The 24,210-nt window shown below is 65.2% G+C and carries 22 protein-coding genes; 9 read left to right on the top strand and 13 right to left on the bottom strand.

Going from position 1 to position 24,210, the window contains the following annotated elements; translation table 11 throughout:
• Positions 1-52: 52 nt before the first annotated feature.
• From IAE34_RS03935 to IAE34_RS03905, 7 genes are all read left to right on the top strand, one after another.
• Positions 53-1,711, top strand: coding sequence for a Na/Pi cotransporter family protein (locus IAE34_RS03935; protein ID WP_200137547.1), 1,659 nt, complete (start codon positions 53-55; stop codon positions 1,709-1,711).
• Positions 1,712-1,748: 37 nt separating this feature from the next.
• Positions 1,749-3,155 carry a M16 family metallopeptidase gene (locus tag IAE34_RS03930; RefSeq protein ID WP_200137546.1) on the top strand — a complete coding sequence of 469 codons (1,407 nt, stop codon included), beginning with the start codon at positions 1,749-1,751 and terminating at the stop codon, positions 3,153-3,155.
• Positions 3,156-3,239: 84 nt separating this feature from the next.
• Positions 3,240-4,259: a DUF5924 family protein gene (locus IAE34_RS03925; RefSeq protein ID WP_200137545.1), complete on the top strand. Its 1,020-nt coding sequence runs from the start codon at positions 3,240-3,242 to the stop codon at positions 4,257-4,259.
• A gap of 108 nt (positions 4,260-4,367) precedes the next feature.
• The gene (locus tag IAE34_RS03920; RefSeq protein WP_200137544.1) at positions 4,368-5,489 is read left to right on the top strand and encodes an ABC transporter permease; all 1,122 of its coding nucleotides are present in this window, start codon (positions 4,368-4,370) and stop codon (positions 5,487-5,489) included.
• Complete coding sequence (locus IAE34_RS03915; RefSeq protein WP_200137543.1) at positions 5,486-6,280, top strand: ABC transporter ATP-binding protein; 795 nt, start codon at positions 5,486-5,488, stop codon at positions 6,278-6,280. Before IAE34_RS03920 ends, IAE34_RS03915 begins: the two co-directional genes overlap by 4 nt.
• Before the next feature lie 2 nt (positions 6,281-6,282).
• The gene (locus IAE34_RS03910) at positions 6,283-7,221 is read left to right on the top strand and encodes an MlaD family protein (protein WP_200137542.1); all 939 of its coding nucleotides are present in this window, start codon (positions 6,283-6,285) and stop codon (positions 7,219-7,221) included.
• A complete protein-coding gene (locus IAE34_RS03905; RefSeq protein ID WP_200137541.1) occupies positions 7,218-7,847 on the top strand; it encodes an ABC-type transport auxiliary lipoprotein family protein in 630 nt (209 codons plus the stop codon). The genes IAE34_RS03910 and IAE34_RS03905 overlap by 4 nt, the downstream gene beginning before the upstream one ends.
• Here IAE34_RS03905 and IAE34_RS03900 read toward each other — a convergent pair.
• From IAE34_RS03900 to IAE34_RS03875, 6 genes are all read right to left on the bottom strand, one after another.
• The gene (locus IAE34_RS03900) at positions 7,829-9,058 is read right to left on the bottom strand and encodes a nucleoside recognition domain-containing protein (protein WP_200137540.1); all 1,230 of its coding nucleotides are present in this window, start codon (positions 9,056-9,058) and stop codon (positions 7,829-7,831) included. The two genes, IAE34_RS03905 and IAE34_RS03900, sit on opposite strands and share 19 nt — an antisense overlap.
• Positions 9,059-9,228: 170 nt before the next feature.
• Entirely contained in the window at positions 9,229-10,563 is a 1,335-nt protein-coding gene (gltP, locus tag IAE34_RS03895; protein WP_200137539.1) for a glutamate/aspartate:proton symporter GltP, read from the bottom strand.
• 719 nt (positions 10,564-11,282) lie between these two features.
• Positions 11,283-11,753: an inhibitor of vertebrate lysozyme family protein gene (locus tag IAE34_RS03890; RefSeq protein WP_200137538.1), complete on the bottom strand. Its 471-nt coding sequence runs from the start codon at positions 11,751-11,753 to the stop codon at positions 11,283-11,285.
• Positions 11,750-11,911 carry a DUF1328 domain-containing protein gene (locus IAE34_RS03885; protein WP_023532363.1) on the bottom strand — a complete coding sequence of 54 codons (162 nt, stop codon included), beginning with the start codon at positions 11,909-11,911 and terminating at the stop codon, positions 11,750-11,752. Before IAE34_RS03885 ends, IAE34_RS03890 begins: the two co-directional genes overlap by 4 nt.
• A gap of 53 nt (positions 11,912-11,964) precedes the next feature.
• Positions 11,965-12,258 (bottom strand): hypothetical protein, encoded by a 294-nt coding sequence (locus IAE34_RS03880; protein ID WP_200137537.1) that lies wholly within the window; start codon positions 12,256-12,258, stop codon positions 11,965-11,967.
• A gap of 175 nt (positions 12,259-12,433) precedes the next feature.
• Complete coding sequence (locus IAE34_RS03875; protein ID WP_200137536.1) at positions 12,434-13,255, bottom strand: BON domain-containing protein; 822 nt, start codon at positions 13,253-13,255, stop codon at positions 12,434-12,436.
• Between the two features lie 211 nt (positions 13,256-13,466).
• On the opposite strand from IAE34_RS03875, the gene algB reads away from it, so the two are divergent.
• Together algB and IAE34_RS03865 are read left to right on the top strand one after the other, a co-directional pair.
• The gene (gene algB, locus IAE34_RS03870; RefSeq protein ID WP_200137535.1) at positions 13,467-14,813 is read left to right on the top strand and encodes a sigma-54-dependent response regulator transcription factor AlgB; all 1,347 of its coding nucleotides are present in this window, start codon (positions 13,467-13,469) and stop codon (positions 14,811-14,813) included.
• Entirely contained in the window at positions 14,810-16,588 is a 1,779-nt protein-coding gene (locus tag IAE34_RS03865; protein WP_200137534.1) for a KinB sensor domain-containing domain, read from the top strand. The genes algB and IAE34_RS03865 overlap by 4 nt, the downstream gene beginning before the upstream one ends.
• Before the next feature lie 76 nt (positions 16,589-16,664).
• Here the strand turns inward: IAE34_RS03865 and IAE34_RS03860 are convergent, their stop codons facing one another.
• The 7 genes from IAE34_RS03860 to IAE34_RS03830 form a co-directional block, all read right to left on the bottom strand.
• Entirely contained in the window at positions 16,665-18,266 is a 1,602-nt protein-coding gene (locus IAE34_RS03860) for an EAL domain-containing protein (protein ID WP_200137533.1), read from the bottom strand.
• 74 nt (positions 18,267-18,340) lie between these two features.
• Positions 18,341-19,117, bottom strand: coding sequence for an N-acetylmuramoyl-L-alanine amidase (locus IAE34_RS03855; protein ID WP_200137532.1), 777 nt, complete (start codon positions 19,115-19,117; stop codon positions 18,341-18,343).
• A gap of 71 nt (positions 19,118-19,188) precedes the next feature.
• On the bottom strand, positions 19,189-19,584 hold the full coding sequence (locus tag IAE34_RS03850) for a hypothetical protein (protein ID WP_200137531.1): 396 nt from the start codon (positions 19,582-19,584) through the stop codon (positions 19,189-19,191).
• A gap of 97 nt (positions 19,585-19,681) precedes the next feature.
• On the bottom strand, positions 19,682-21,745 hold the full coding sequence (locus tag IAE34_RS03845; RefSeq protein ID WP_200137530.1) for a GGDEF domain-containing protein: 2,064 nt from the start codon (positions 21,743-21,745) through the stop codon (positions 19,682-19,684).
• 78 nt (positions 21,746-21,823) lie between these two features.
• Positions 21,824-22,678 (bottom strand): endonuclease/exonuclease/phosphatase family protein, encoded by an 855-nt coding sequence (locus IAE34_RS03840; protein ID WP_200137529.1) that lies wholly within the window; start codon positions 22,676-22,678, stop codon positions 21,824-21,826.
• Between the two features lie 11 nt (positions 22,679-22,689).
• A complete protein-coding gene (gene dsbA, locus IAE34_RS03835) occupies positions 22,690-23,325 on the bottom strand; it encodes a thiol:disulfide interchange protein DsbA (protein ID WP_200137528.1) in 636 nt (211 codons plus the stop codon).
• Between the two features lie 250 nt (positions 23,326-23,575).
• Positions 23,576-24,193 carry a c-type cytochrome gene (locus tag IAE34_RS03830; RefSeq protein WP_200137527.1) on the bottom strand — a complete coding sequence of 206 codons (618 nt, stop codon included), beginning with the start codon at positions 24,191-24,193 and terminating at the stop codon, positions 23,576-23,578.
• Between the last annotated feature and the right edge of the window lie 17 nt (positions 24,194-24,210).

The raw sequence follows: 24,210 nt of genomic DNA, 5'->3' as shown, positions 1-24,210 counted from the left end.
CATCCATTGGCCCCGCACGCTGGGGCATCGGTAACAAGGGGGCGTCGCCACCATGCTGACCCTGCTCAACCTGCTCTCGGCCGTGACCTTGCTCGTCTGGGGTACGCATATCGTGCGCACCGGCATCCTGCGCGTGTATGGCTCGCATCTGCGCCGCGTGCTGGGGCAGAACATGAATCGCCGGCCGCTGGCGTTCGTCGCCGGCATCGTGGTCACCGCCGTGGTCCAGAGCAGCAACGCCACCGCCATGCTGGTCACCTCGTTCGTCGGTCAGGGGCTGATGGCCATGACGCCGGCACTGGCGATCATGCTCGGCGCCGACGTCGGCACGGCGCTCATGGCACGTGTGCTCACCTTCGACCTGTCATGGCTGTCGCCCCTGCTGATCTTCCTCGGCGTGATCTTCTTTCTCTCGCGCAAGCAGACCCGCATCGGCCAACTGGGCCGCGTGGCCATCGGCCTGGGCTTGATCATCCTGGCCCTGCAACTGATCGTCCAGGCGGCGGCGCCCATCACCCAGGCCCAGGGCGTGAAGGTGCTGTTCGCTTCATTGACCGGCGACATCCTGCTCGATGCCCTGTTCGGCGCGCTGTTCGCCATGATTTCCTACTCCAGCCTGGCCGCCGTGCTGCTGACCGCGACCCTGGCCGGTGCCGAGGTGATCAGCCTGCCGGTGGCCATCGGCCTGGTGGTGGGTGCCAACATCGGCAGTGGCCTGCTGGCTTTCCTCAGCACCAGCATGCAGAACGCCGCGGGACGTCGGGTGGCACTGGGCAGCCTGTTGTACAAGCTGATCGGCCTGCTGTTGATCATCCCGGTCCTTCATCCGCTGGTCGACTGGATGGACTCGCTGAGCTTCAGCCCGCAGGAGCTGGTGATCGGCTTCCACCTGCTCTACAACACGGCGCGTTGCCTGATCATGCTGCCGACGGTCAAGCCCATGGGACGCCTGTGCAACACCCTGCTGCCCGAGCGCGAGCTGGCCAACGGCCAGGTCAAGCCTCGCCATCTCGACCCGAGCGCCTTGCAGACGCCAAGCCTGGCCCTGGCCAATGCCGCACGGGAAACCCTGCGCCTGGGCGACATCGTCGAGAGCCTGCTCGATGCCATGCTCGGCGCCCTGCGCGGCACGCAGACCGCGCTCCCCCAGCAGACCCGCGCCCTGGGTGAGGACGCCGAAGCGCTGTACAGCGCGATCAAGCTGTACCTGGCGCAGATGCCTCGCGAGGACCTGGGCGATCATGACAGCCGACGCTGGGCCGAAATCATCGAGCTGGCGATCAACCTCAAGCTGGCCAGCGACCTGATCGAACGCATGCTGCGCAAGGTGCAGCAGCAGAAGACCTCCCAGCGCAGGGAGTTTTCCGAAATGGGGCTGGGGGAACTGACCGAACTGCAGCAGCAACTGCTGGCCAACCTGCGCCTGGGGCTGTCGGTGTTCCTCAGTGCCGACCCCGAAAGCGCGCGGTTGCTGCTGCGCGAGAAGCGTCGGTTCCGCGCCCACGAACGGCGCCTGGCCCATGCTCATGTCAGCCGTTTGCAACGCAAGGTGGTGCAGAGTATCGAGACCAGCTCGCTGCACCTGGAGTTGATCGCCGACATGAAACGGTTGAACTCTTTGTTCTGCAGCAGTGCCTATGTGGTACTGGGTAGCGCGGACACCGGCGGGCTCCTGCTCGACGACGCCACGCAAGACCCCCAGCCATCCTGACGCCCGCACACCTGGAGACCGGCCTGGAAGCCTGCCCATGCGTTGCCTGATGTTCGCCTGCCTGCTGCTGTGCAGCCTGTCTTCCCTCGCCCTCGACCGCTCGCGTGTCGAGGGCTACCTGTTGGCCAACGGCCTGCAGGTGATCCTCAAATCCGGCTACGAACGCGACCATGTGTCGATCCGCCTGGTGGTGGGCGTCGGCCTGGACGACTTCCCCTGCGAGCAGCGCGAGTTGCCCCACTTGCTCGAGCACCTGCTGTTCAGCGGTATCGACGACACCGGTGAAGGCGGTCTGGAAGAGCGCCTGCAAGCGTTGGGCGGCGAGTGGAACGCCTTCACCAGCGCCGCCGACACCACCTTCGTCATCGAGGCACCGGCGCGCAACCAGCGCAAGGTGCTCGACCTGCTGCTGGCCGCCGTGCGCGATACCCGGCTGGACGCCAAGGCGCTCGACACCGCCCGCAAGATCGTCGAGCGCGAGGACGGCGGCCACTATGGCCACCTGCAACGCTGGCTCGACCGCCAGGACATCGGCCATCCAGCCAGCGAACAGCTGGCCGTGGAGCTGGGCCTCAAATGCGCCGAACGCTCGGACATCGCCAGCATGACCCTCAAGCAGGTCCAGGCTGTACGCGAGCACTGGTACGCGGCCAACAACATGAGCCTGATCGTGGTCGGCGGTCTCGACCGGCTGCTGCCGGCCTACCTTGAACGCACCTACGGCGAGCTGCCGGCCACCGAGCCGGGCGAGCGCCGCGACCTGGACGGCATCACCCGGCAGGCCGAGCAGCGCCGCGACCTCACTCGCGGCTGGCTCGGCGACAGCGCCAGGTTGCACTGGCTGTTCATCGAGCCGGTACTGGACAACGATCACGACCAGACCCTCGACCTGCTGTCGCGCTACCTCGACTGGGCGCTGTACGATCAGTTGCGCCTGCGCCATGGCCTGTCGTACGGCCCGTCGGTACGCCGCGAAAGCTTCGGCGACAGCGGCATGCTCAGCTTCGATGCCGACCTGGAGCGCCACGACATCGACGCGGCGGTCAAGGTCCTGCAGGAGCTGTTCGAGCACTTGCGCGAGCAGGGCCTGGACGCCGAGACCTTCGCCCGCCTGAAAGAGGCCGCGATTGCCCGCGAGAGTTGGACCAGCCAGGGCAACAGTGCGCTGGCGGACTATTACTGGGGAGCGCTGAACGACTACGAAGACGGCCGCTTCGCCGATCCGGTGGGCAAACTGCGCCAGGTCAGCCTGGCCCAGGCCAACGATGCCCTGCGCCAATTGCTGGCCACCCCGGGCTACCTGCGCATCGAGAAACCCCTGCTGGGCTATGACGAGCTGTACGGCCTGGTGGCCCTGGTGCTCGCCGCAATGCTGGCCATCGGCCTGATCGGTCGACGCCGGCGCACCCCCGATCGCCCCAGCGGTGCTACACGTGAACGCTGAATCGGCGCTATGCTGTGCCGCCCCGAGCGCGGTCCGCCCTGCGGAGCGTGCCGGCACCGCCACTTCCTGATCCAGTCGCAGACCATGCCCCCCATCCCCCAGATCGTCCAGCGCCTCATCGAACTGCTCAAACGCTACCCTGGGGTCATCGCACTGGGAGGCTTCCTGTCGGGTATCGGCAGCTTCATCCTGGTCGACCGCCAGGCCGGGCTGGCCAGCTGGATCGCGGTGCTCATGCTGGTCAGCTGGGTCTGGCTGATGCTGGAGAACACCCTCACCGCCCTGTTCGCACGCACGTTCAAACGCGAGATCCCGCAACCGCTACTGCGCTACGCGACGCAGATGATCCATCAGGAAAGCCTGTTCTTCGTCTTGCCGTTCTTCTTCATCACCACCACCTGGAACAGCGGCCAACTGGTGTTCACCGGCCTGCTGGGCGCCGCCGGGCTGATCTCCATCGTCGACCCGCTGTATTACCGCTGGCTCGCGCCGAAACGCTGGCTGTTTCTCGCCCTGCACACCTTCACCCTGTTCGCCGCGCTGCTCACGGCGCTGCCGATCATCCTGCACCTGACCACCGCGCAGAGCTTCAAGCTGGCGCTGATCGCGGCCATGGTGCTGTCGTTCCCGAGCCTGGCCAGCAGCTTCCCGCTCAACAGCTGGCGGCGCGCGCTGGCAGTGGTGGTGATGACCCTGGCCATTGGCGGTGGTGGCTGGCTGGTCCGTTCCTGGGTGCCTCCGGCGACCTTGTGGATGACCGAAGTGGCGGTGACCACTCAATTGCAGGACCGCGAGCCGGGCGAGTCGCTCAAGGAGATCCAGGCCAGCCGTATCCGCAGTGCCGGGCTGTATGCCTATACCTCGATCAACGCCCCGCGCGGCCTGAACGAGCGGATCTTCCATGTCTGGCAGCACGACGGCCAGGAGGTCGACCGCATCGCCCTGGACATTCACGGCGGGCGCAAGGAGGGCTACCGCGCCTGGACCCACAAGCAGAACTTCCCGGCCAATCCGGTAGGCCGCTGGCAGGTGCGCGTGCTCACCGAAGACGGCCAGGTGATCGGCGTGCTGCGCTTCAAGGTGGTGGACGGCTCGGCGCCGTGACACCCCGCACGGCCTGGCCGGTTTTGTCGTGAATGCGGCGCACTGAAGACAAAACCCGGTCGCATCAGGCTATCATCAGGCTCAACGCCGCCGCGCAGAGCCAACCGCATGGAGCCCAGCGTCACCCTCGACACCCGCCAGCATCCCCCGCGCCTGCGCATCGCCGGTGACTGGACCCTGGAGCACTACGCCCGCCTGCGGCGCGACAGCGAGCGCCTGCGCGAGCAGCCTGGCGTTGGTGCCCAGGCCGATCTGCACCAGCTGGGACGTCTGGATACCGCAGGTGCGTCGCTGCTGGCCGAGCTGCTGGGTGCCGAACGCCTGGCCCACTGCAGCGACCAGTTGCCTGAGGCCAGCCGCGCCCTGCTGGCGACCGTCTACCGCTCGCTGCAGGACTACCGCATCCCCCACAGGGAGCCTGAGCAACCGGTGCTGGTGCAACTGCTGGCCCGCATAGGTCGCGCCGTGGATACCCTGTGGCAGGACATGCTGCAGCTGCTCGGTTTCATCGGCCTGATTCTCGCCACCCTCGGCGCCCGGCTGTTCCAGCCGCACCGCTGGCGCATCACGCCGGTGGTGGCGCACATCGAACAGACCGGCCTGGACGCAGCACCCATCGTCGCCCTGCTGACATTCCTGGTCGGCGCGGTGGTGGCCTTTCTCGGCGCCACGGTACTGGCCGACTTCGGCGCCACGGTATTCACCGTGGACCTGGTGGCCTTCTCCTTCCTGCGTGAATTCGCCGTGCTGCTCACCGCCATCCTGATGGCCGGGCGCACCGCCAGCGCCTTCACTGCACAGATCGGCTCGATGAAGGCCAACGAAGAAGTGGACGCCATTCGCACCCTGGGCCTGAATCCGGTCGAATTGCTGGTGCTGCCGCGGGTGCTGGCGCTGCTCGTCGCCCTGCCGCTGCTGACATTCGTCGCCATGGTGTGCGGCATGGTCGGCGGAGCGGTGGTCTGTGCGCTGTCACTGGACATTCCGCCGGCCATGTTCCTGTCGCTGCTGCACAGCGACATCGGCGTGCAGCATTTTCTCGTCGGGCTGCTCAAGGCACCGTTCTTCGCCTTCCTGATCGCGGCCATCGGCTGCCTGGAAGGCTTCAAGGTCAGCGGCAGCGCCGAATCGGTGGGCGCCCACACCACCTCGGCCGTGGTCCAGTCGATCTTCGTGGTGATCGTGCTCGATGCGCTGGCCGCACTGTTCTTCATGGAGATGGGCTGGTGAGTGGCGCGGGCGATGCGGTGATACGGGTCCGCGGCCTGTGCAATCGGTTCGGCAGCCAGAGCGTGCACGAGCGACTGGACCTGGAGCTGTACCGCGGCGAAATCCTCGCCGTGGTCGGCGGCTCGGGCAGCGGCAAGTCGGTGCTGCTGCGCAGTATCGTCGGCTTGCGTCGGCCCGATGCCGGCAGCGTCGAGGTGCTGGGGCAGCATCTGGCGAACCTGGGCGATGCCCAGCGCTCACAGGTTGAGCGACGCTTCGGCGTGCTGTTCCAGAAGGGCGCGCTGTTCTCCTCGCTGACCATCGCCGAAAACGTCGCGCTGCCACTGATCGAGCACGCCGGGCTGTCACGCGCCGATGCCGAGCACCTGGCCGGCGTCAAGCTGGCCCTGGCGGGGCTGCCGATCAGCGCCGCCGACAAGTACCCCGCCTCGTTGTCGGGTGGGATGATCAAGCGCGCCGCCCTGGCCCGTGCCCTGGCGCTGGACCCGGACATCCTGTTCCTCGACGAGCCCACCGCCGGGCTCGACCCCATCGGCGCCGCCGCCTTCGATCAGTTGATCCTGACCTTGCGCGATGCCCTCGGCCTGTCGGTGTTGCTCATCACCCACGACCTGGACACCCTGTACACCATCACCGACCGCGTCGCCGTGCTGGCGCAGAAGAAGGTGCTGGTCGCAGGCCCCCTGGCCGAGGTCGAGCGCGCCGACGACCCCTGGATCCACCACTACTTTCACGGCCCGCGCGGGCGCGCCGCGGCGCAGGCCGCCGCCGACGCGGAACAGGAGCATTGAACATGGAAACCCGCGCACATCATGTGCTCATCGGACTGGTCGCCGTGCTGGTGGTGGCAGCCGCCATGCTGTTCGGCCTGTGGCTGGCCAAGTCCAGCGTGGACGATGCCTTCAAGGACTACGAGGTGGTGTTCAGCGAAGCGGTTTCGGGTCTGTCTCGCGGTAGCCCGGTGCAGTACAACGGCATCAAGGTGGGCGATGTCAGCTCCCTGCGCCTGGACCCCACGGACCCGCGCCGGGTCCTGGCGCGCATTCGCCTGAGCGCCGACACGCCGGTCAAGCAGGACACCCAGGCCAAGCTGACCCTGGCCGGGGTCACCGGCAACACGTTCATCCAGCTCAGCGGGGGCACGCCGCAGAGCCCCTCGCTCAAGGGCAAGGACGGCCAGGTGCCGGTGATCGTCGCCTCGCCCTCGCCGATTTCGCGATTGCTCGACGACGGCAGCGACCTGATCACCAACGTCAACCTGCTGCTGCACAACGCCAACCAGATGTTCTCGGACGCCAACATCGAGCGCATGAGCAACACCCTGGCCAATCTGGAACAGACCACCGGCGCTTTCGCCAGCCAGAAAGGCGGCATCGCCCAGGCCATAGAGCAGCTCGGTCAATTGGGCAAGCAGGCCAACGCCACCCTGGCCGAGACCCAGACCCTGATGCGCAATGCCAATGGCCTGCTCGGCAGCGAAGGCCGGCAGGCCATCGGCAGTGCCGAACAGGCCATGCAATCGTTGGCGCAGAGCACCGCAACCATCAACGACCTGCTCAGCCACAACCGCGAGGCCCTGGACGATGGCGCCCAGGGCCTCAATCAGCTGGCCCCGGCCATTCGCGAGTTGCGTGAAACCCTCAACGCCCTCAAAGGCATCTCGCGGCGCCTGGAGGCCGACCCCGGCGGCTACCTGCTGGGCCGCGACCCGAACAAGGAGTTCCAGCCATGAGCCTGCCGCTTCGATTGCTGGCCGCGGCCGGCCTGCTGGGCATGACCGGCGCCTGCTCGATCCTGCCGCAGGGCCAGCCCAACGATGTCTATCGCCTGCCGGTGCAGCAGGCCAGCCAGGCCGCCACGCCTGTAGCCTGGTCTCTGCGCGTGAACAAGCCACTGGCCAGTGAAGTGCTGGCAGGGCCGCGCATCGCCGTGATTCCCCAGGGTAATGTGATCAGCAGCTACCAGGGCGCGCGCTGGAGCGACCCAGTGCCGCTGCTGGTACGCAATCGCCTGCTCGATGCCTTCCAGCGCGACGGGCGCGTCTCGCGCCTGAGCGCCGACGACAGCAACTTGCAGGCGGACTATGAGCTGGTGGGAGAGCTGTCGGCTTTCCAGAGCGAATACCGCCAGGAGGGTGGCGTCGACGTGCTGATTCGCTACGATGCCCGCTTGGTGCTGGGCCGCAGCCAGCGCATCCTGGCCAGCAGACGCTTCGAGGTGCGCCAGCCCCTGACCGACACCCAGGTGCCGGGGGTGGTCAGCGGCTTCGGCGTGGCAGGGGATCGGCTGGCGCGCCAGCTGGTGGACTGGACCGTAGCTCAAGCTTCACGCGAGCAGGCTCAGGCGAAGAACCAGTAGCACACGCAGATCGCTGCGATCACCCCGGACAGCTCGGCCAGCAGCGCACAGCCCACGGCATGGCGCACGCGCTGGATGCCGACCGCGCCGAAATACACCGCCAGCACATAGAAGGTGGTTTCGGTGCTGCCCTGGATGGTGGCGGCCACCAGCGCCGGGAAGCTGTCCACGCCCTGGCTCTGCATGGTCTCGATCAGCATCGCCCGTGCCGCGCTGCCGGAGAACGGCTTGACCAGCGCCGTGGGCAGCCCCTCGACGAAGCGGCTGTCCATGCCCAGCCACTCGACCGCGTGGCGGATGCCATCGAGCGCCAGTTCCAGGGCACCGGAAGCGCGCAGCACGCCGACCGCCACCAGCATCGCCACCAGATACGGCAACAGGCTCTTGGCCACGTCGAAGCCTTCCTTGGCCCCCTCGACGAAGGCCTCGTAGACCTTCACCCGCCGCAGCGCACCGATCACCACGAACAGCATGATCACCCCGAACAGGGTGAGGTTGCCGAGAATCGAGGACAGGCTCGCCAGCGCGGCCGCTGACAAGGTGCCGAGAAAGGCCATGAAACCGCCGAGCAGCAGCGCCCCGGGGATGAAGTAGGCCAGCACCACCGGGTCCCACAGGCGCAGCCGCTGCATCACTGCCACCGACAGTAGTCCGACCAGGGTCGAGACGCTGGTGGCCAGCAGGATCGGCAGGAACACCAGGGTCGGGTCGGTAGCGCCTTGTTGGGCGCGATACATGAAGATGGTCACCGGCAGCAGGGTCAGCGACGACGCGTTGAGCACCAGGAACAGAATCTGGGCGTTGCTGGCCGTGGTGCTACTGGGGTTGAGCTCCTGCAATGCGCGCATGGCCTTCAGGCCAATGGGCGTGGCGGCGTTATCCAGGCCCAGGCCATTGGCCGCGAAGTTCATGGTGATCAGGCCGAGGGCAGGGTGCCCCGGTGGCACTTCTGGCATGAGCCGGGCGAACAATGGGCCGAGCACCTTGGCCAACCACTCGACGATGCCGGCCTTTTCGGCGATCTTCAGAAAGCCCAGCCACAAGGTGAGGGTGCCGAACAGCAGCACCATGACCTCCACCGACAGCTTGGCCATGGCGAAGATGCTCTCGACCATGGCCGCGAAGATGCCAGCGTTGCCACCGACCAGCCACTGGGCCAGGGCGGAGATGGCCGCCACCACGAAAAAGCCGAGCCACAGGCCGTTGAGCATCCGCATATCTCCCGGTGAAAAATGCCCGAATGATAACGCAATCCTCACGCCGACCCGTACACCCCGGGGCGCCTCCAGCGGCGGTCACGCGGACGGTCCAGGTCAGGCCCGGACAGCACTGGGGCCGCAAACGCGGCCCCAGCTGGTTACGTCGATGACAACGCCAGGCCTCAGCGGTTGGCGGTCTCGCCAGCCACCATGGCCTCTTTCCTGCCACCGGCCGGGAACAGCGAGAGGTAGTACGCCTCGCCTTTCTTGGCATCGTACATGCCCTGCCACTTGGCGATGACGACAGCGGCCAGCGCGTTGCCCACCACGTTCAACGCGGTGCGGGCCATGTCCATGATCCGATCGACGCCGGCGATGAATGCCAGGCCTTCCAGCGGGATGCCCACGCTGCCCAGAGTGGCCAGCAGCACGACGAAGGACACGCCAGGTACGCCAGCGATGCCTTTGGAAGTGACCATGAGGGTCAGCACCAGCATCAGCTGCTGGCCGATCGACAGGTCGATGCCGTACAGCTGGGCGATGAAGATCGCCGCGATGCTCTGGTACAGGGTGGAGCCGTCAAGATTGAACGAATAGCCGGTGGGCACTACGAACGAGCAGATCGACTTGGGCGCGCCGTACTTTTCCATTTTCTCGATCACCCGCGGCAGCACGGTTTCGGAGCTGGAGGTGGAGTAGGCGAGGATCAGCTCGTCCTTCATGATGCGCATGATCCTGATGATCGAGAAGCCGAACAACCGCGCGACCAGCCCCAGCACCATGAACGCGAAGAAGGCGATGGCGAAGTACACCAGCAGCACCAGCTTGGCCAGTGGCAGCAGGGACGCGAAGCCGAAGTTGGCGACCGTCGCGGCGATCAGGGCGAACACACCGATCGGTGCGTAGTTCATGATCATGTGGGTGACCTTGAACATGGTCTCCGACACGCCCTGGAAAGTGCGTACCAACGGGTCGCGCAATTCGGCGTTGATCGACGACAGCCCCAGGCCGAACATCACCGAGAAGAAGATGATCGGCAGCATTTCACCGCGCATCAAAGCCGCGAAGATGTTGGAAGGGATCAGGTTGAGCAGCGTCTCGATGAAGGCGTGCTCGTGCTGGACCTCGGCTGCGGTGGCCTGGTACTTGGAAATGTCGACGGTGCCCAGGGTGCTCATGTCGATGCCGGCACCTGGGTGGAAGACGTTGGCCAGTACCAGCCCGACCACGATGGCCAGTGTGGTGACGACTTCGAAATAGAGAATGGTCTTCAGGCCGATGCTGCCCAGTTTCTTCGCGTCGCCAACCCCGGCGATGCCCACGATCAGCGACGAAATCACGATCGGGACGACGATCATCTTGATCAGGCGAATGAAGATGTCACCGGCAGGCTGCAGGACATTACTGATCCACCATGCCTTTTCTGCACTGAAATGATTCAGTAGCGCGCCGACTGCAACGCCCAGCACCAGACCGATGACGATCTGCCAGGCGAGGCTCAGTTTTGCCTTCTTCATGTCATTACCTTTTTTGTAGTGGTCGTGGGTCGTCCAACGCAAATGCGCGTCCCAGAGCCTTCGGCAATGAAACGGCCAGCGATGGGCTTCCGTTCGGCGACCCGCTTGGATGGTCACCACCTGCGAGCTGAACCTCGCTCGGGCTTGCGAAAAAGGCGCAACTATTGCGATGTGGAGGAGGGCAGTCTAATGCCTGAAATGACTACCCCATGCCGAATCGGCATAACGGAACAGGCTATTTCGGCCAATGCAGCCGCTGAAATGACACGGCGTTCGGCTTTCCGAACACGACCAAACCGCCAGGATTCGGCAGATATGTCAGTATGTGGCGGGAGAGAGAAATTGAGATGTTCGACAATCCGAATGGATAGTCCAGGCTTCTAAACCACTGCCGGAAATTGAAAAATTTTCGATGTACGGCGGGCGATGGAAGGGATAGATCACAGTGCGTCCATCATCTGGAATGGACGCCTCGGAAGCCAGGCCGCCTGAATACGCCCAGCGATGAGCGGTGCTGACCTGAAACTTCCGATGCTGTCTCGCCTGACCCGGCCCACGATTGGAGGTACTCCCTGTACCCCTAGGCCGCACCGATCCTGAAACGATCAGCACAGCCCGGCCCCTTGGTCATGTACAGCTCCTCATCGGAGCCGTGCATGATGGAAGCGGTCAGCCTGAAGGCCGAAAGCTTCCACCTGATAACGCTCGACGACCGTGGGTCAGTACCAGTTGGGGTCCCGCTTGAGCTGCTCCATGAGCAACTTCTGCATACCCTCGTCCGGCTTGCCCAACCAGCGGTAGTCGGCATGGCGGGTAGGCGACTTGTCCGAGGGCAGCCCTTCGGGCACCTCGACCAGCATCGCGTACGCATCATCCTTGTCCCAGCTGAAGGCGACGATCAAACGCTTGTACTTGCACTTGTCCTGCGACTCGCAGAGCGGGCCGACCAGATACTTGTCTCCGTCTTCGGTCACGGCGGACATCTGCTCGTTGGAGCTGCCGCTGAGGTTGATCACCCACTCGGGCAAACGTTCCTCGCCCTGAATGGCTTTCTTCCAACTTTGGCGGTATTCACCGTCGGAGCCCAGCAGCTGGCTGACTCGCATCTGGCCGTCGTTGGCGGCCAGTGCCCCGGTCACGCCACCCATCATCAGGGCGGCGGCCAGAACGGTGCGCAGCATCGGTTTCATCGACGTCCACGTCCGAAGAAGAACGAAGCGACGAACAGCACCAGGAACACGATGAACAGGATCTTGGCGATACCGGTCGCGGCGCCGGCGATACCACCGAAGCCCAGGACGGCAGCGACGATGGCGATGATGAGGAATGTGATAGCCCAGCTCAGCATGGTGTTACTCCTTTCGTTTGGGAAACCTGTCCAATGTTTGATGAACGTCGTGCTCAGAACACCCAACGCTCCTGTGGCACGATCCGCTCGACGGTGGCCGGCGAAGACGTAGTGTTCGAGGGCAGCGGCTGAGCCGCCCGTACCAGCGTATTGGTGTGGCTGCTGGAGCTGCGCAGTTGCGCCAGCAATGCAGTCTGCGCGGCCACCTGATCGGCCAGACGCGCAGTCTGCACGCTGTGGTAGAAGAGGCCGGCAGCCAGGGTCAGCACCAGGGCGACCGCCAGGTAGACCATCGGGTGTACGGACAGTGCGGCGACCTGCGAACGGTTGACGGTTTGGCGGTTCATGCCGGCTTCTCCTGCAATACGTGTTATCCAACGCTTGAAAGAGCTATTGCAGCCTGCATGCCAGCTTTTTACATAAATATAATTCCTTAAAAATCAATTAGTTACGTAAAACATCAAAAACAGTGGGGAACGTATCCTGCACGATGACGTCGTGCGCCCCGTGCGTTTTGCACGATCACCCTTCCACCTTCCTGGCCACCTTCAACAAATCGGCGTCCACCCCGCGCACACCGCGGATCTGACCCGCGATTTGCGCTGCAATGGTCTTCTGTTCATCGCTCATCACCTCCCCGGACAAGCGCACCATGCCCTCCTGGCTCGAGACCTTGATGGTCGGCCCGTCCAGGTTGCGGCTGAAACCGAAGCTGCTCTGGACCTTGTCGACGATCCACGCATCGCTGGGCTGCGGTCCGCTGGGGGCGGTGGCCGCGTTTTCGCGGGCCTTGGCCAGGGCAGAGGAATCCAGGCTGATCAGGTTGTTGACCAGGTACACGCCCTCGCTGGTACGGGCGATGACACCCGCCAGTTCCTTGGCTTCGACACTGTCGACCCGCCCGCGCAAGGTGACCACACCCTGCTGGCTCTGCACTTCGATCGGCGCTTGCTGGGTCACCTGACTCCACGACAGGCGGGCACGAACGATGGACGTCAACGTGGCGTCTTCCAGGCGCTGGGCGTAGGCCCGCCGCTCCAGCGGCCCCTCGGCCAGGTGCTCGTTGATCTGCAACTGGTTGTCCACCTGCTCGATGCCGCGGGTGGCCATGGCGACCTGCTCGGCCAGGTCGCGCTCGACCGGATTCTCCACCTCGCCACTGAGGCGCGCGTGAGCCTCCTTTACCTGCACCTCGATGCGGTAGGGATTGAGCAGCCTGTTCAGTGATACCGCTGTCTGTACAGCGCCTTCGAGCCGGGCATCCTGGGTGGGATCGGCGAAGGCAGGAACAGCGGTCAGCATCAGGCTGGCCGTCAGGAAGGTGCTGCACGAAGACCAAGACATGGCGCCTCTCCTTTATTAAGGACAATTCTCGGGCCTCCCGGTGTCGGCATTACGACCTGCCGGGAGAGTTAAAAACCATTTATTTCAATAAGTTAGCTGATTTTGACCAGATCCCTGGCGTGCAGTGGGCACTATCGTTCAGAATCGACCATGCAACTTGCCCGATTTTTCCGACACTAACTCAGACCATTCCCACAGGAGCGCAGGAAAAATGGAATCAACCCAGGATAATCAAGGCCGCATTCTGCTGGTTGATGACGAGTCCGCGATCCTGCGTACCTTCCGTTACTGCCTCGAGGACGAGGGTTACAGCGTCGCCACTGCCAACAGCGCTGCTCAGGCAGAGACACTGCTCCAGCGCCAGGTGTTCGATCTGTGCTTCCTCGACCTGCGCCTGGGAGAAGACAATGGTCTGGACGTGCTGGCGCAGATGCGCGTCCAGGCGCCGTGGATGCGCGTGGTCATCGTGACTGCCCATTCGGCCATCGACACCGCCGTGGACGCCATCCAGGCCGGCGCCGCCGACTACCTGGTCAAGCCCTGCAGCCCGGACCAACTGCGCCTGGCCACTGCCAAGCAACTGGAAGTACGTCAGCTTTCGGCACGTCTGGAGGCCCTCGAAGGCGAGGTGCGCAAGCCCAAGGACGGCCTCGATTCGCACAGCCCGCAGATGATGGCCGTGCTGGAAACCGCTCGGCAGGTGGCCACCACCGATGCCAACATTCTCATTCTCGGTGAGTCGGGCACCGGCAAGGGCGAGCTGGCCCGCGCCATCCATGGCTGGAGCAAGCGTGCACGCAAGGCCTGCGTGACCATCAACTGCCCATCGCTCAACGCCGAGCTCATGGAAAGCGAGCTGTTCGGTCACACCCGTGGCGCGTTCACCGGCGCCAGCGAGAGCACCTTGGGCCGCGTCAACCAGGCCGATGGCGGCACGCTGTTCCTCGACGAGATCGGCGACTTCCCGCTGACTCTGCAGCCCAAGTTGCTGCGCTTCATTCAGGACAAGGAATACGAGCGGGTCGGCGATCCGGTCACCCGTCGCGCCGACGTGCGAATCCTCGCGGCCACCAACCTCAACCTCGAAGAGATGGTGCGCGAGAGCCGCTTCCGTGAGGACCTGCTGTATCGTTTGAACGTCATCACCTTGCATCTGCCGCCCCTGCGCGAGCGCAGCGAGGACATCCTCACCCTCGCCGACCGTTTCCTGGCGCGCTTCGTCAAGGAGTACTCGCGACCGGCGCGCGGCTTCAGCGATGAAGCCCGCTCGGCATTGCTCAACTACCGTTGGCCCGGCAACATCCGCGAACTGCGCAACGTGATCGAGCGCGCCAGCATCATCTGTCCGCAGGAACGGGTCGAGATCACCCACCTGGGCATGGGCGAGCAACCTGCCGGCAACGCCCCGCGAGTCGGGGCGGCGCTGAGCCTGGACGAACTGGAGCGGGCTCATATCGGAGCGGTGCTGGCCGGCAGCGACACACTCGACCAGGCAGCCAAGACCCTGGGCATCGACGCCTCCACGCTGTACCGCAAACGCAAGCAGTACAACCTGTGAAGTGGCACATGAAGCTGCGCACGCGGCTGTTTCTAAGCCTGTCGGCACTGGTCACGGTGGCCTTGCTCGGCTTGTTGCTGGGGCTCATCAGCGTATTGCAGATGGCTTCGGTGCAACAGGAAATGGTCCGCGAAACCAACCAGAGCCTTGAGATCGGTCTGAAACTGCGGCAGAACCTGGGCGAGCAACTCACCCTGATGCTCGACCCACAGACCGATGCCCATCGCCTGAAGGGCCTGCAGGACACCTTTGCCGCCCTGCTTGAAACCGGTCTGGAACAGGGCGGCGAGCGCACCGGCTTCAGCAGGGCGCAAAGCCATTATCCAGCCTTTCTCCAGGCCTATCGCGACAGCCCAGAGCCCTGGCGCAGCCTGGGCGTGGACGAACCGCTGGGTGCTGCCTTCAATCAGGTCCGTACCGACCTGATCGACTCGCACAGGCAGGCGCTGGACCAGATCGCCCGAAGCGAGCAGCACACCCGCGACAGCGCCTTGCTGGTCAGCGGTGTGCTGGGCCTGATGGGGCTGGCCGTGGTAGTGCTGGGCTTCATCACCGCCCACACCCTGGCACGCCGTTTCGGCCAGCCGATCGAAGCGCTGGCCAAGGCCGCCGACCAAGTGGGCCAGGGTAACTTCGAGGTCACCCTGCCGATCACCCAGGCCACGGAGCTGAGCCTGCTGACCCGCCGCTTCGGGCTCATGGCCGATGCGCTGCGCAAGCACCAGGCCACCAACGTCGACGAGCTGCTGGCCGGGCAGCAGCGGCTCCAGGCGGTCCTGGACAGCATCGACGACGGCCTGGTGATCATCGACCGCCAAGGCTGCCTGGAACACCTCAATCCCGTGGCGCAGCGCCAGCTGGGCTGGGACGCTTCGCGGGTCGGCAGCAGCCTGGCCGAAGCGCTCAACCGCCCCGAGCTCGAGCAGCAGGTGCGCCAGGTGCTGCGCGGCGGCAGCCTGGACCGCGCGCCCGAGGACCTGAGCCTGGAGGTCGATGACGAGACGCGCTTGCTGACCTTCAGCCTCACGCCGGTCAGCCACCCCCAGGGGCCGATCCTCGGGGCGGTGATGGTGCTGCACGACGTCACCGAGCAGCGCGCCTTCGAGCGGGTACGCAGCGAATTCGTACTGCGCGCCTCGCACGAGCTGCGTACCCCCGTGACGGGCATGCACATGGCCTTCGGCCTGCTGCGCGAGCGCATCTCGTTCCCGCCCGAGGCCCGCGAGAACGACCTGCTCGACACCATCGGCGAGGAAATGCAGCGCCTGACCCAGTTGATCAACGACCTGCTCAATTTCTCCCGTTACCAGAGCGGCCTGCAGAAGCTGGAACTGGCGCCCTGTGCGATCGACGAACTGCTCGAACGCGCCCTGGCCCGCTTCGCCGAATCGGCGGCGCACAAGCACATCGAACTGGTCAGCGAGCTGGACCAGCCCTTGCCGCGTATTCAGGCCGATATCGCGCAGCTGGATCGAGTGCTGGACAACCTCTTGCACAACGCCATTCGTCATACCGCCAGCGGCGGCCATATTCGCCTGCATGCGCGACGTCATGCCGAGCGTGTCATCGTCAGCGTCGAGGACGACGGCGAGGGCATCGCCTACGGCCAGCAAGGACGTATTTTCGAGCCTTTCGTCCAGGTGGGGCGCAAGAAGGGTGGCGCCGGCCTGGGCCTGGCCCTGTGCAAGGAAATCGTGCAACTGCATGGTGGGCGCATGGGCGTGTTTTCCCGGCCCGGGCAGGGCACGCAGTTCTACATGGCGCTGCCGGTCTGAAGCCCGCCGGCGACTCACGGCACGCTTGCCGAGCCTGAACAGCCCTCGGCGTGTCGCCGCTTGCTGGGCACAGGCGTCAGCGGCCGGGCACCTTCGCCCCGCGCTCGATGAGCTCGCCGAACGCCTGCGCGCTCAGCGGATGGGCGAACAGCCAGCCCTGTCCATGATTCACGCCCTCCCTGGCCAGCAGCATCGCCTGTTCCTGCGACTCGATGCCCTCGGCGATGACCTGAAGATGCAGGTCGTGCGCCATGCGGATGATGTGCGGGGCAATGGCGTTGTCGATGGCCTGCCGATCCAGGACCTCGATGAAGGCCTTGTCGATCTTCAGGCCATCGACAGGCAGTGTCTGCAGATACGACAAGCTCGAATAGCCCGTGCCGAAATCGTCGATCAGTATCTGGTGCCCGGCCGCGCGCAAGGCCTGCAGCGTTTCGCGCGCGGCATCCACGTCGACCAGGCTGCGCTCGGTCACTTCGAAGGCGATCTGCCGGGCGGGAAGGCGGTGCAGGGCCAGCAGCCGCGCGGCAACGCCGCCGATCCGAGGCTGTGTGACATCGCAGGCGGCAAGGTTGATGGACACGTACAGCCGAGGGTGAGCCCGCAGCAGTGGGGCCAGTTGCTGAAGCACCCGCTGCAGCACGAAATCGGTGATCTGGCGGATCTGGCCGGTGTCTTCGGCCAGCGGGATGAACAGCTCCGGGCTGGTCAGGCTGCCATCGCCCCGGCGCCAGCGCACCAGCGCTTCGGCCCCGACACAGCGGCGCTCCAGCAGTGTGAAGATCGGCTGATACAACACCTGCAATTCGCCGCGATGCAGTGCCTTGCGCAGCTTGAAACCCAGCGACCGCCGGTACCGGGTCAGACGCAGGCTCGCAGCGCCAAGCGCCGAGGCCAGGAACAGGCTGGCGCCGATCATTGCCCACAGCAGCGTATTGCCAGGCAATGCCAGGCTGCGCCTGGGTGCGATGAGCATCAACTGATAGTCCCGGTACTGCGTGGGCATGCGGTAGACGAGACGGTCGCTGAATTCGAGCAGCGCCCGCTCCGAGGCGGGTGGCCAGTCGGGTGCCGGCGGCCAGGGGTGGGACGGGCCGAGCACGGGAATGGCGCGCCGACCGCCGTCGAGCACCACCAACAGGCTGCCCCCGGCAGGCAGGTCCACGGCGTCGCTGAGGTGGCCGCGTGAGGTGGACACCAGAAACGAACCCCGACCCAGCACCAGCGCGGCCAGGTTGTCGTTGGGCTCGGCGGTGGTGTTGAGCCAGTAGCTGTACACCGGCCCGTGGATGTCCGGGTCGCGGCCAGGGCGCAGCACCTCGCGGCCACCGCGACTGGAACACGCCGATGCGTGGTCCACGAAGGCAGCCTCATAGACGAATCGATAACTCAGCCCGACCTCGCGCAGCGCCGCGAGCATCGCTGGGTCGCAGGTTCGTTCGCGCACGGCCTGCAGATGATCGACGCCTTCGCGCAACTGCCCGAAGACTTGCTCCAGACGTTCCAGGAAGCGCTGGCCACGGGCGTTCATCTGCGCGCTTTCGTGTGCGCGGGCACGCTGCACCGCCACCTCGCAGCTGACAGCCAGCAGTACGCAAGCACTGATCAGCGTGACTGCGACCGCAGGCAGCCAGGCACTGTGGAGAATTTGACGCAGCCGAGAAATGAGCGATGGCATGTGCGGCATCCAATTGAATAGTCAAGGTATAGCAACTGGATGACGACTTGGCGCGCCGTCTGGACGGTAGCCGGTCAGCGCTGGGTGTTGAGCACCTGCAACAGGGCCGCCGTCTGCGCGTCCGGCATGCCATCGAAGCGCTGCGCCCGGAAGTGCATCTGGAAAGCTGCCAGCACGTGCCGCGTGGTCTGGTCGAACTCGCCGGTCTGCTCGACGGCGTAGCCGAAGCGCGCCAGTTGCTGCTGATACCACGCTGCGGACGGTGGATTGGTGTCGAAATACACTTGCTGCCTGGCCACCGCCGTTGCATTGGGCCACACCCCGAGCCCTGCCTCGGCCAGACGCTTCCAGGGGAACATCGGCCCCGGGTCCAGCTTGCGCAGGGGCGCGATGTCGCTATGGCCGATGACGTTGCGCGGCGAGATACCATTGCGCTTGACGATATCCTTGACCAGGGCGATCACCGCTTCGATCTGCGCTTCGCTGTAGGGGTGCCAGACACGTCCGGAAGGAGTATCGGTGTAACCGGGGTTGACGATCTCGATGCCGATTGAGCTGGAGTTCAGCCAGGTCCGGCCCTGCCATTGGCTCTCGCCGGCGTGCCAGGCTCGGCGACTTTCGTCCACCAGCTGATAGACCGTGGCGTTGCCGTCTCCCACCAGGTAGTGGCTGCTGACCTCGCCATGGGTCAGCAGCGCCAGCGAGCGCTCGAGGGACGCGTTGGTGTAATGCAGGATAACGAATTGGGCGCGGCTGTCCTGGTTGGCCGAAGGATGGCTACGGTCAATGCGCAGGCCGCTGGAACAGCCGGCAAGCAACAGCAGGAGCAGGGCGCAAGCGAAGGTTTTCATTGGAGGGAAGCACGTCATGTGTCGAGTGAATCGCTACAGTATAACGTGCCTGCCAGGATTGCGACGTCGACTCAGTGGACGCACATCAGCAGAAATGCCAACGAGTTGTCGCCACTGGGGCCTTGCATGTCCACCAGCTGGGTCATGACATCGACCTTGGCCAGGGTCGGTATACCGATCACCTTCGCTTGACCGTGCATTTGCCGGTCAGCGCTGCTGGCATCGATGGGCGACACCGAGCAGAAGCTGGGGTCCTTGTCGAAGGCACCGGCGGCCAGCATCAACTTGTATTCGGTGTAGTAGTTGTCCAGCGGGGTCTTCTTCACCTCACGGATCCATTCGCCCGATTGACGCAACAGCGTGCCGTCTTCGCCGATGTGCGCCGTGTGGATCGTTTCACTGGCCATCGCGCCCGCTTGAACGGCCAGTCCGGCCACGAGTGCAATGCTGCATTGGGTCAATTTCATCGCGTGCTCCTGCTTCAGGTCGATCTGCGGCCGCCGACCCTTCGGCGACACCCCGCAGTCTCTGGCTTGCGCCGCAGGCGCCTGCGGTAACCTGCTATCACCTGTGCCCGGAATCACTGTGCTCGACGCGATTGCGGCCCTGGTCCTTGGCCCGATACAACGCTTCGTCGGCACGCTTGAGCGCCTGCTCGCCACGCTCGCCGGAGCGCAGGGCGGCGACGCCGATGGACGTGGTGATCACCACGCGCTCGCCCTTGAAGTGAAATGGGCAGGCCTGCACCGCGGCACGCAGGTCGTCGACCAGCCGGACCGCCTGGGCGGGCGGCGTATCCGGCAGCAGCAGGACGAACTCCTCGCCACCGAAGCGCGCGATGAAGTCGCGCCCGCGCAGGCGCTTGCGCAGCTGATCAGCGACGATCTTCAACACCTTGTCGCCCGCCAGGTGGCCGTAGCCGTCGTTGATGCGCTTGAAGTGATCCAGGTCGAGAATGGCCATCGCCAGATGCCCGCCTTCGGTTTGCCAACGGCCGACCTCGCGGTCTACCTGTTCGGCCCAGGCCGCGCGGTTGGGCAGCCCAGTGAGGGGGTCGAGCAAGGCTTTCTGCCGCTGCTCCTCGAGATGCTCGCGGTAGCCCTGCGCCTCCTGCTCCATGCTCGAGACGCGCTCGGCCAGGCCCTGAAGCCGCGCGGCCAGCGCCTGCTCGCGGCGATCACGCTCGAGCCGGTGCTGATCCAGAGTGCCCAGCAAGCCTTCCAGGCGGTTATCCAGCACGTGCTTGAGGCTTTCCAGGTCCACCGCACCCTGCACGCTGGACTGCAGGCCATCGACCTGTTCGCGCAACCGGTCATCGAGCTGACGCGCGGCATCGCTGTTGTCGGCGTGACCTGCGCTGGCCTCCTGAAGATGGCTCTGGAAGTTCGCCAGCCGCGTGTTGATCTGCTGCAGGTAGGCTTCGAATTCGTGCTGGCCGCTGTCGTTGATCGCCAGCATCAGCACGGCCAGGTCGTCCAGCACGGGGATCAGTTCGTACCAGTTCAACCCTCGGCTGACGCGCAGGCGCATGTCCAGCGCCTGGGCCTGGTGCCGCTCCGGCAGGCTCAGTTCGTCCAGCAGGCCGATCAGGGTCTGCTCGATGTGCTCGGCGACTTGACTGTAAGGAGGCTCCCCCCCAGTAGGCAGGGCGAAGTCGCCCTCCGGGGGCTCGGCCGATTCGGGCGCAGGCTCGCCGGCCGGTGGTTCATCCGTCTCGGGTGCCTGCGCGGAGTCATCGGGCACAGCCTGTTCGACGGCCTCGACCGGTTCAGGTGCGGGGTCTGGCAGCGCAGCGGGCACATCGCTCGACGAGCCTTCCGACATCTCGGCCGAGGCCTGGACGGCGAGCGCAGCAGAGGGCTCGGCATCCACATCGGCTGGCGGCGCCGCCACGGGCGACGGCTGCACCTGAGGCAGCGCTTCGGCGCCGACCGGCACCACCGCCGGCGGGACGGCCGGGGCTTGGGACGGCGGCTGTGGCTCGTCGACCACAGCTTCATCCGCTACCGGGGGCGGGGAAGCAGGCGAGGGCGGCGGCGGGGGCTCCACGACGGCCTGCTCCTCGCGCTCCGGCGACTCTTCAACCGGTGCCGGGGGGCTGTCGTCACGGGCACCGAACAGCCGCTGGAACAGATTGGGGCGGTGGTCTTCGCCGGATTTGCGCAGAGACGACAGCGCCTGCTCCTGCAACCCACTGAGTTCGCCGAGCAGCGGTGGCAGCTCACGAGACTGGCTGACGCCGCCGTCGAGCCGCTTGGCCAGCTTCTTCAGCGGCCGCGAAACCTCACCAGGCAACTCCAGCGCCTGCAACTGGGCGACCAGCGAGGTCAGCGCGTCACTGACCTGGTTCATGCGGGTCTCACGGCGCTGCTCGGACTCCAGCACCGCCGTTTCCAGGCGCGGAATGAGCCCCGCCAGGCCGGCGTCCATGCTGTCGCCGCGGATCACCTCGCGCATTTCCTTCATGCACTGGTCCACCACCTTGTCGCTGCCCTCGGCCGCCAGCGTGCTGCGCACGAGGCCGCGCCGCAGCAGATCGAGCCGCGCTTCCCAGCGACGCTCGAGCTTCTCCTGCTGCTCCAGGCTCTTCAGGTATTTTTCTTTCCAGCGCTCGGCTTCGTCGGTCATGCCTGGATCCGCAACGGTGATGGCAGCAGGGGGAGGTAACTACTGAATGTCGGCGTGGAACGCGAAGTCTTGAGCGCTTCAGCGCACCGCCGGCAGGGTATCCAGGGTGAGGGCGTCCGGCAATCGGATCTCCACCGCCACCGGCAGGTGATCTGAGATGGGCTGGGACAGCACCTGAACCCGTTCCAGGGTCAGGCTGGGGCTCAGCAGAATGTGGTCCAGGCAGCGTTGCGGGCGCCAGCTGGGAAAGGTCGCCTCGACCTGCGGGGCGATGAGGCCCAGATCGCGCAAAGGCGAGCGCTCGAGCAGATCGTTGGCATGGGTGTTCATGTCGCCCATCAGCACCTGATGACGGTAGCCGCCGATCAGCTCGCGGATGTAGGCCAGTTGCAGCGCGCGGGTCTTGGCCCCCAGGGCCAGGTGCATCATGACCACGATCAGCGCGTCCTCGCCTTCGCCGAAGCGCACCAGGATCGCCCCGCGACCGGCCGGGCCAGGCAGCGGGTGGTCTTCCAGCTGATGAGGCCGCAGGCGGCTGAGCACGCCGTTGCTGTGCTGGGCGAACCGGCCGAGGTTGCGATTGAGCTGCTGGTACCAGTAGGGAAATGCGCCCAGCTGAGCCAGGTGCTCGACCTGATTGATGTAGCCCGAGCGCAGGCTGCCGCCATCGGCTTCCTGCAGGGCCACCAGGTCGAAGTCGCCGAGCAGTTCGCCGATCTTCTGCAGGTTGCCGGCCCGCCCGTTGTGCGGCAGCAGGTGCTGCCAACTGCGCGTCAGGTAATGACGGTAGCGCTCGGTGCTGATGCCGACCTGGATGTTGAAGCTCAACAGCCGCAGGCGACCATCTTCCGGCAGGCCGGGGGCCTGCAGATGATGCTCGTTGACCCGCGGCTGGTGCAGGCCGACGCTTCGCGTTTGACGCAAACGGGCCATGGCTACGCCGCCTACTTGGCGGCGCGCTCCTTGGCGATCAGCTGGTCGGCGACGTTCAGCACCCCTTCCGGCCCGCCGGCGGTGCCCAGGTCGAAGCGGTACTTGCCGTCGATCACCATGCTTGGCACACCGGTGATCTCGTATTTCTTCGCCAGTTCCTTGGCCTGGTTGACCTGGCCCTTGATCGCGAAGGAGTTGAAGGTAGCCAGGAACTTGTCCTTGTCCACGCCCTGGGTGGCGAGGAACTCGGCCATGTCCTCGGGATCGGTCAGGCGCTTGCGCTGGTTCTGGATGGCATCGAACACCGCAGCGTGCACCTTGGGCTCCACGCCCATGGCTTCGAGGGTCAGGAACATCTGGCCGTGAGCATCCCAGGGGCCGCCGAACATGGCCGGAATGCGCTTGAAGTGGACGTCCTTCGGCAATTTCTCGACCCAGGGGTTGAGGGTCGGTTCGAAGTGATAGCAGTGCGGGCAGCCATACCAGAACAGCTCGACGACCTCGATCTTGCCGGGCTCGGAAACCGGTACCGGGTTGCTCAGCTCGATATATTCCTTGCCTGCCGTGGCAGGTTCGGCAGCCTGGACTGCGGCCATACCGAAAACGCTGGCAGCGACCAGCGCGGTGCTGAGAATCAGTTTACGCATGCTTTACTCCTGAGCGATCTGGGGTCGCCCCGACGCGACCTGTGCTCAGACAGGCAGCGGCGGGATCGAGTTCTGTAGTGTAACGACTGGAAGCGGAAAATATAGGGGGTTTGTGCGCGAGGCCTGGCAGGGACCGCGGTTCAGCCCTTCGCACGCAAACCCGTTCACGCACCTACGCGTCTGCGTGAACAGTCCACATCCAGCGCCAGCATGTTCGGGCCTGCGGGATTAACCGAGCGTTAACACAGGCTCAATGCAGGCCCTGGATATAACTGGCCAGTGCCTCGATATCCTTGTTGCTCAGCTTGCCGGCGATGGTGCGCATGATCATGGCGTCGCCATCGTTGCTGCGATTGCCCTCGCGGAAGTCGTTCAGTTGCTTGGACGTGTACTGGGCATGCTGGCCGCCCAGGTGCGGGAAGCCCGCCAGGGCGATGCCCTGGCCATTGGGCGAGTGACAGCCGGTGCAGGCCGGCATGCCCTTGTCCAGGTCGCCGCCGTTGAACAGGGCGCGGCCGCGCTCTACCAGCTTCGGGTCGGCAGCCCCCACGCTGGCGGTCTGGCTGGCGAAGTAGGCGGCGATGTCGGCCAGGTCCTGGTCATCGAGCCCTGCCAGCATGCCGGTCATTTCCAGCACCGGGCGTTTGCCGGACTGGATATCGTGCAGTTGCTTTTCCAGGTAGCGCTGGCCCTGGCCGGCCAGTTTCGGGAAGTTCGGCGCCAGGCTGTTGCCGTCGGGGTTGTGGCAGGCACCGCAGACCGCAGTCTTCGCCTGGCCTGCGGCGGCATCGCCCTTGATCGGGCCAGCGGCACCGGCCGCTCCTGCGATGCCCATGGTCAACAGCAGACTCACGACAAGTTTGTTCATCAGCTAATCCAACACGG

Source organism: Pseudomonas sp. S30 (assembly GCF_016518545.1).
GTDB lineage: Bacteria > Pseudomonadota > Gammaproteobacteria > Pseudomonadales > Pseudomonadaceae > Aquipseudomonas.
Note: the sequence above shows the minus strand (reverse complement) of the source record. Positions and strands in the feature narration are given on the sequence as shown.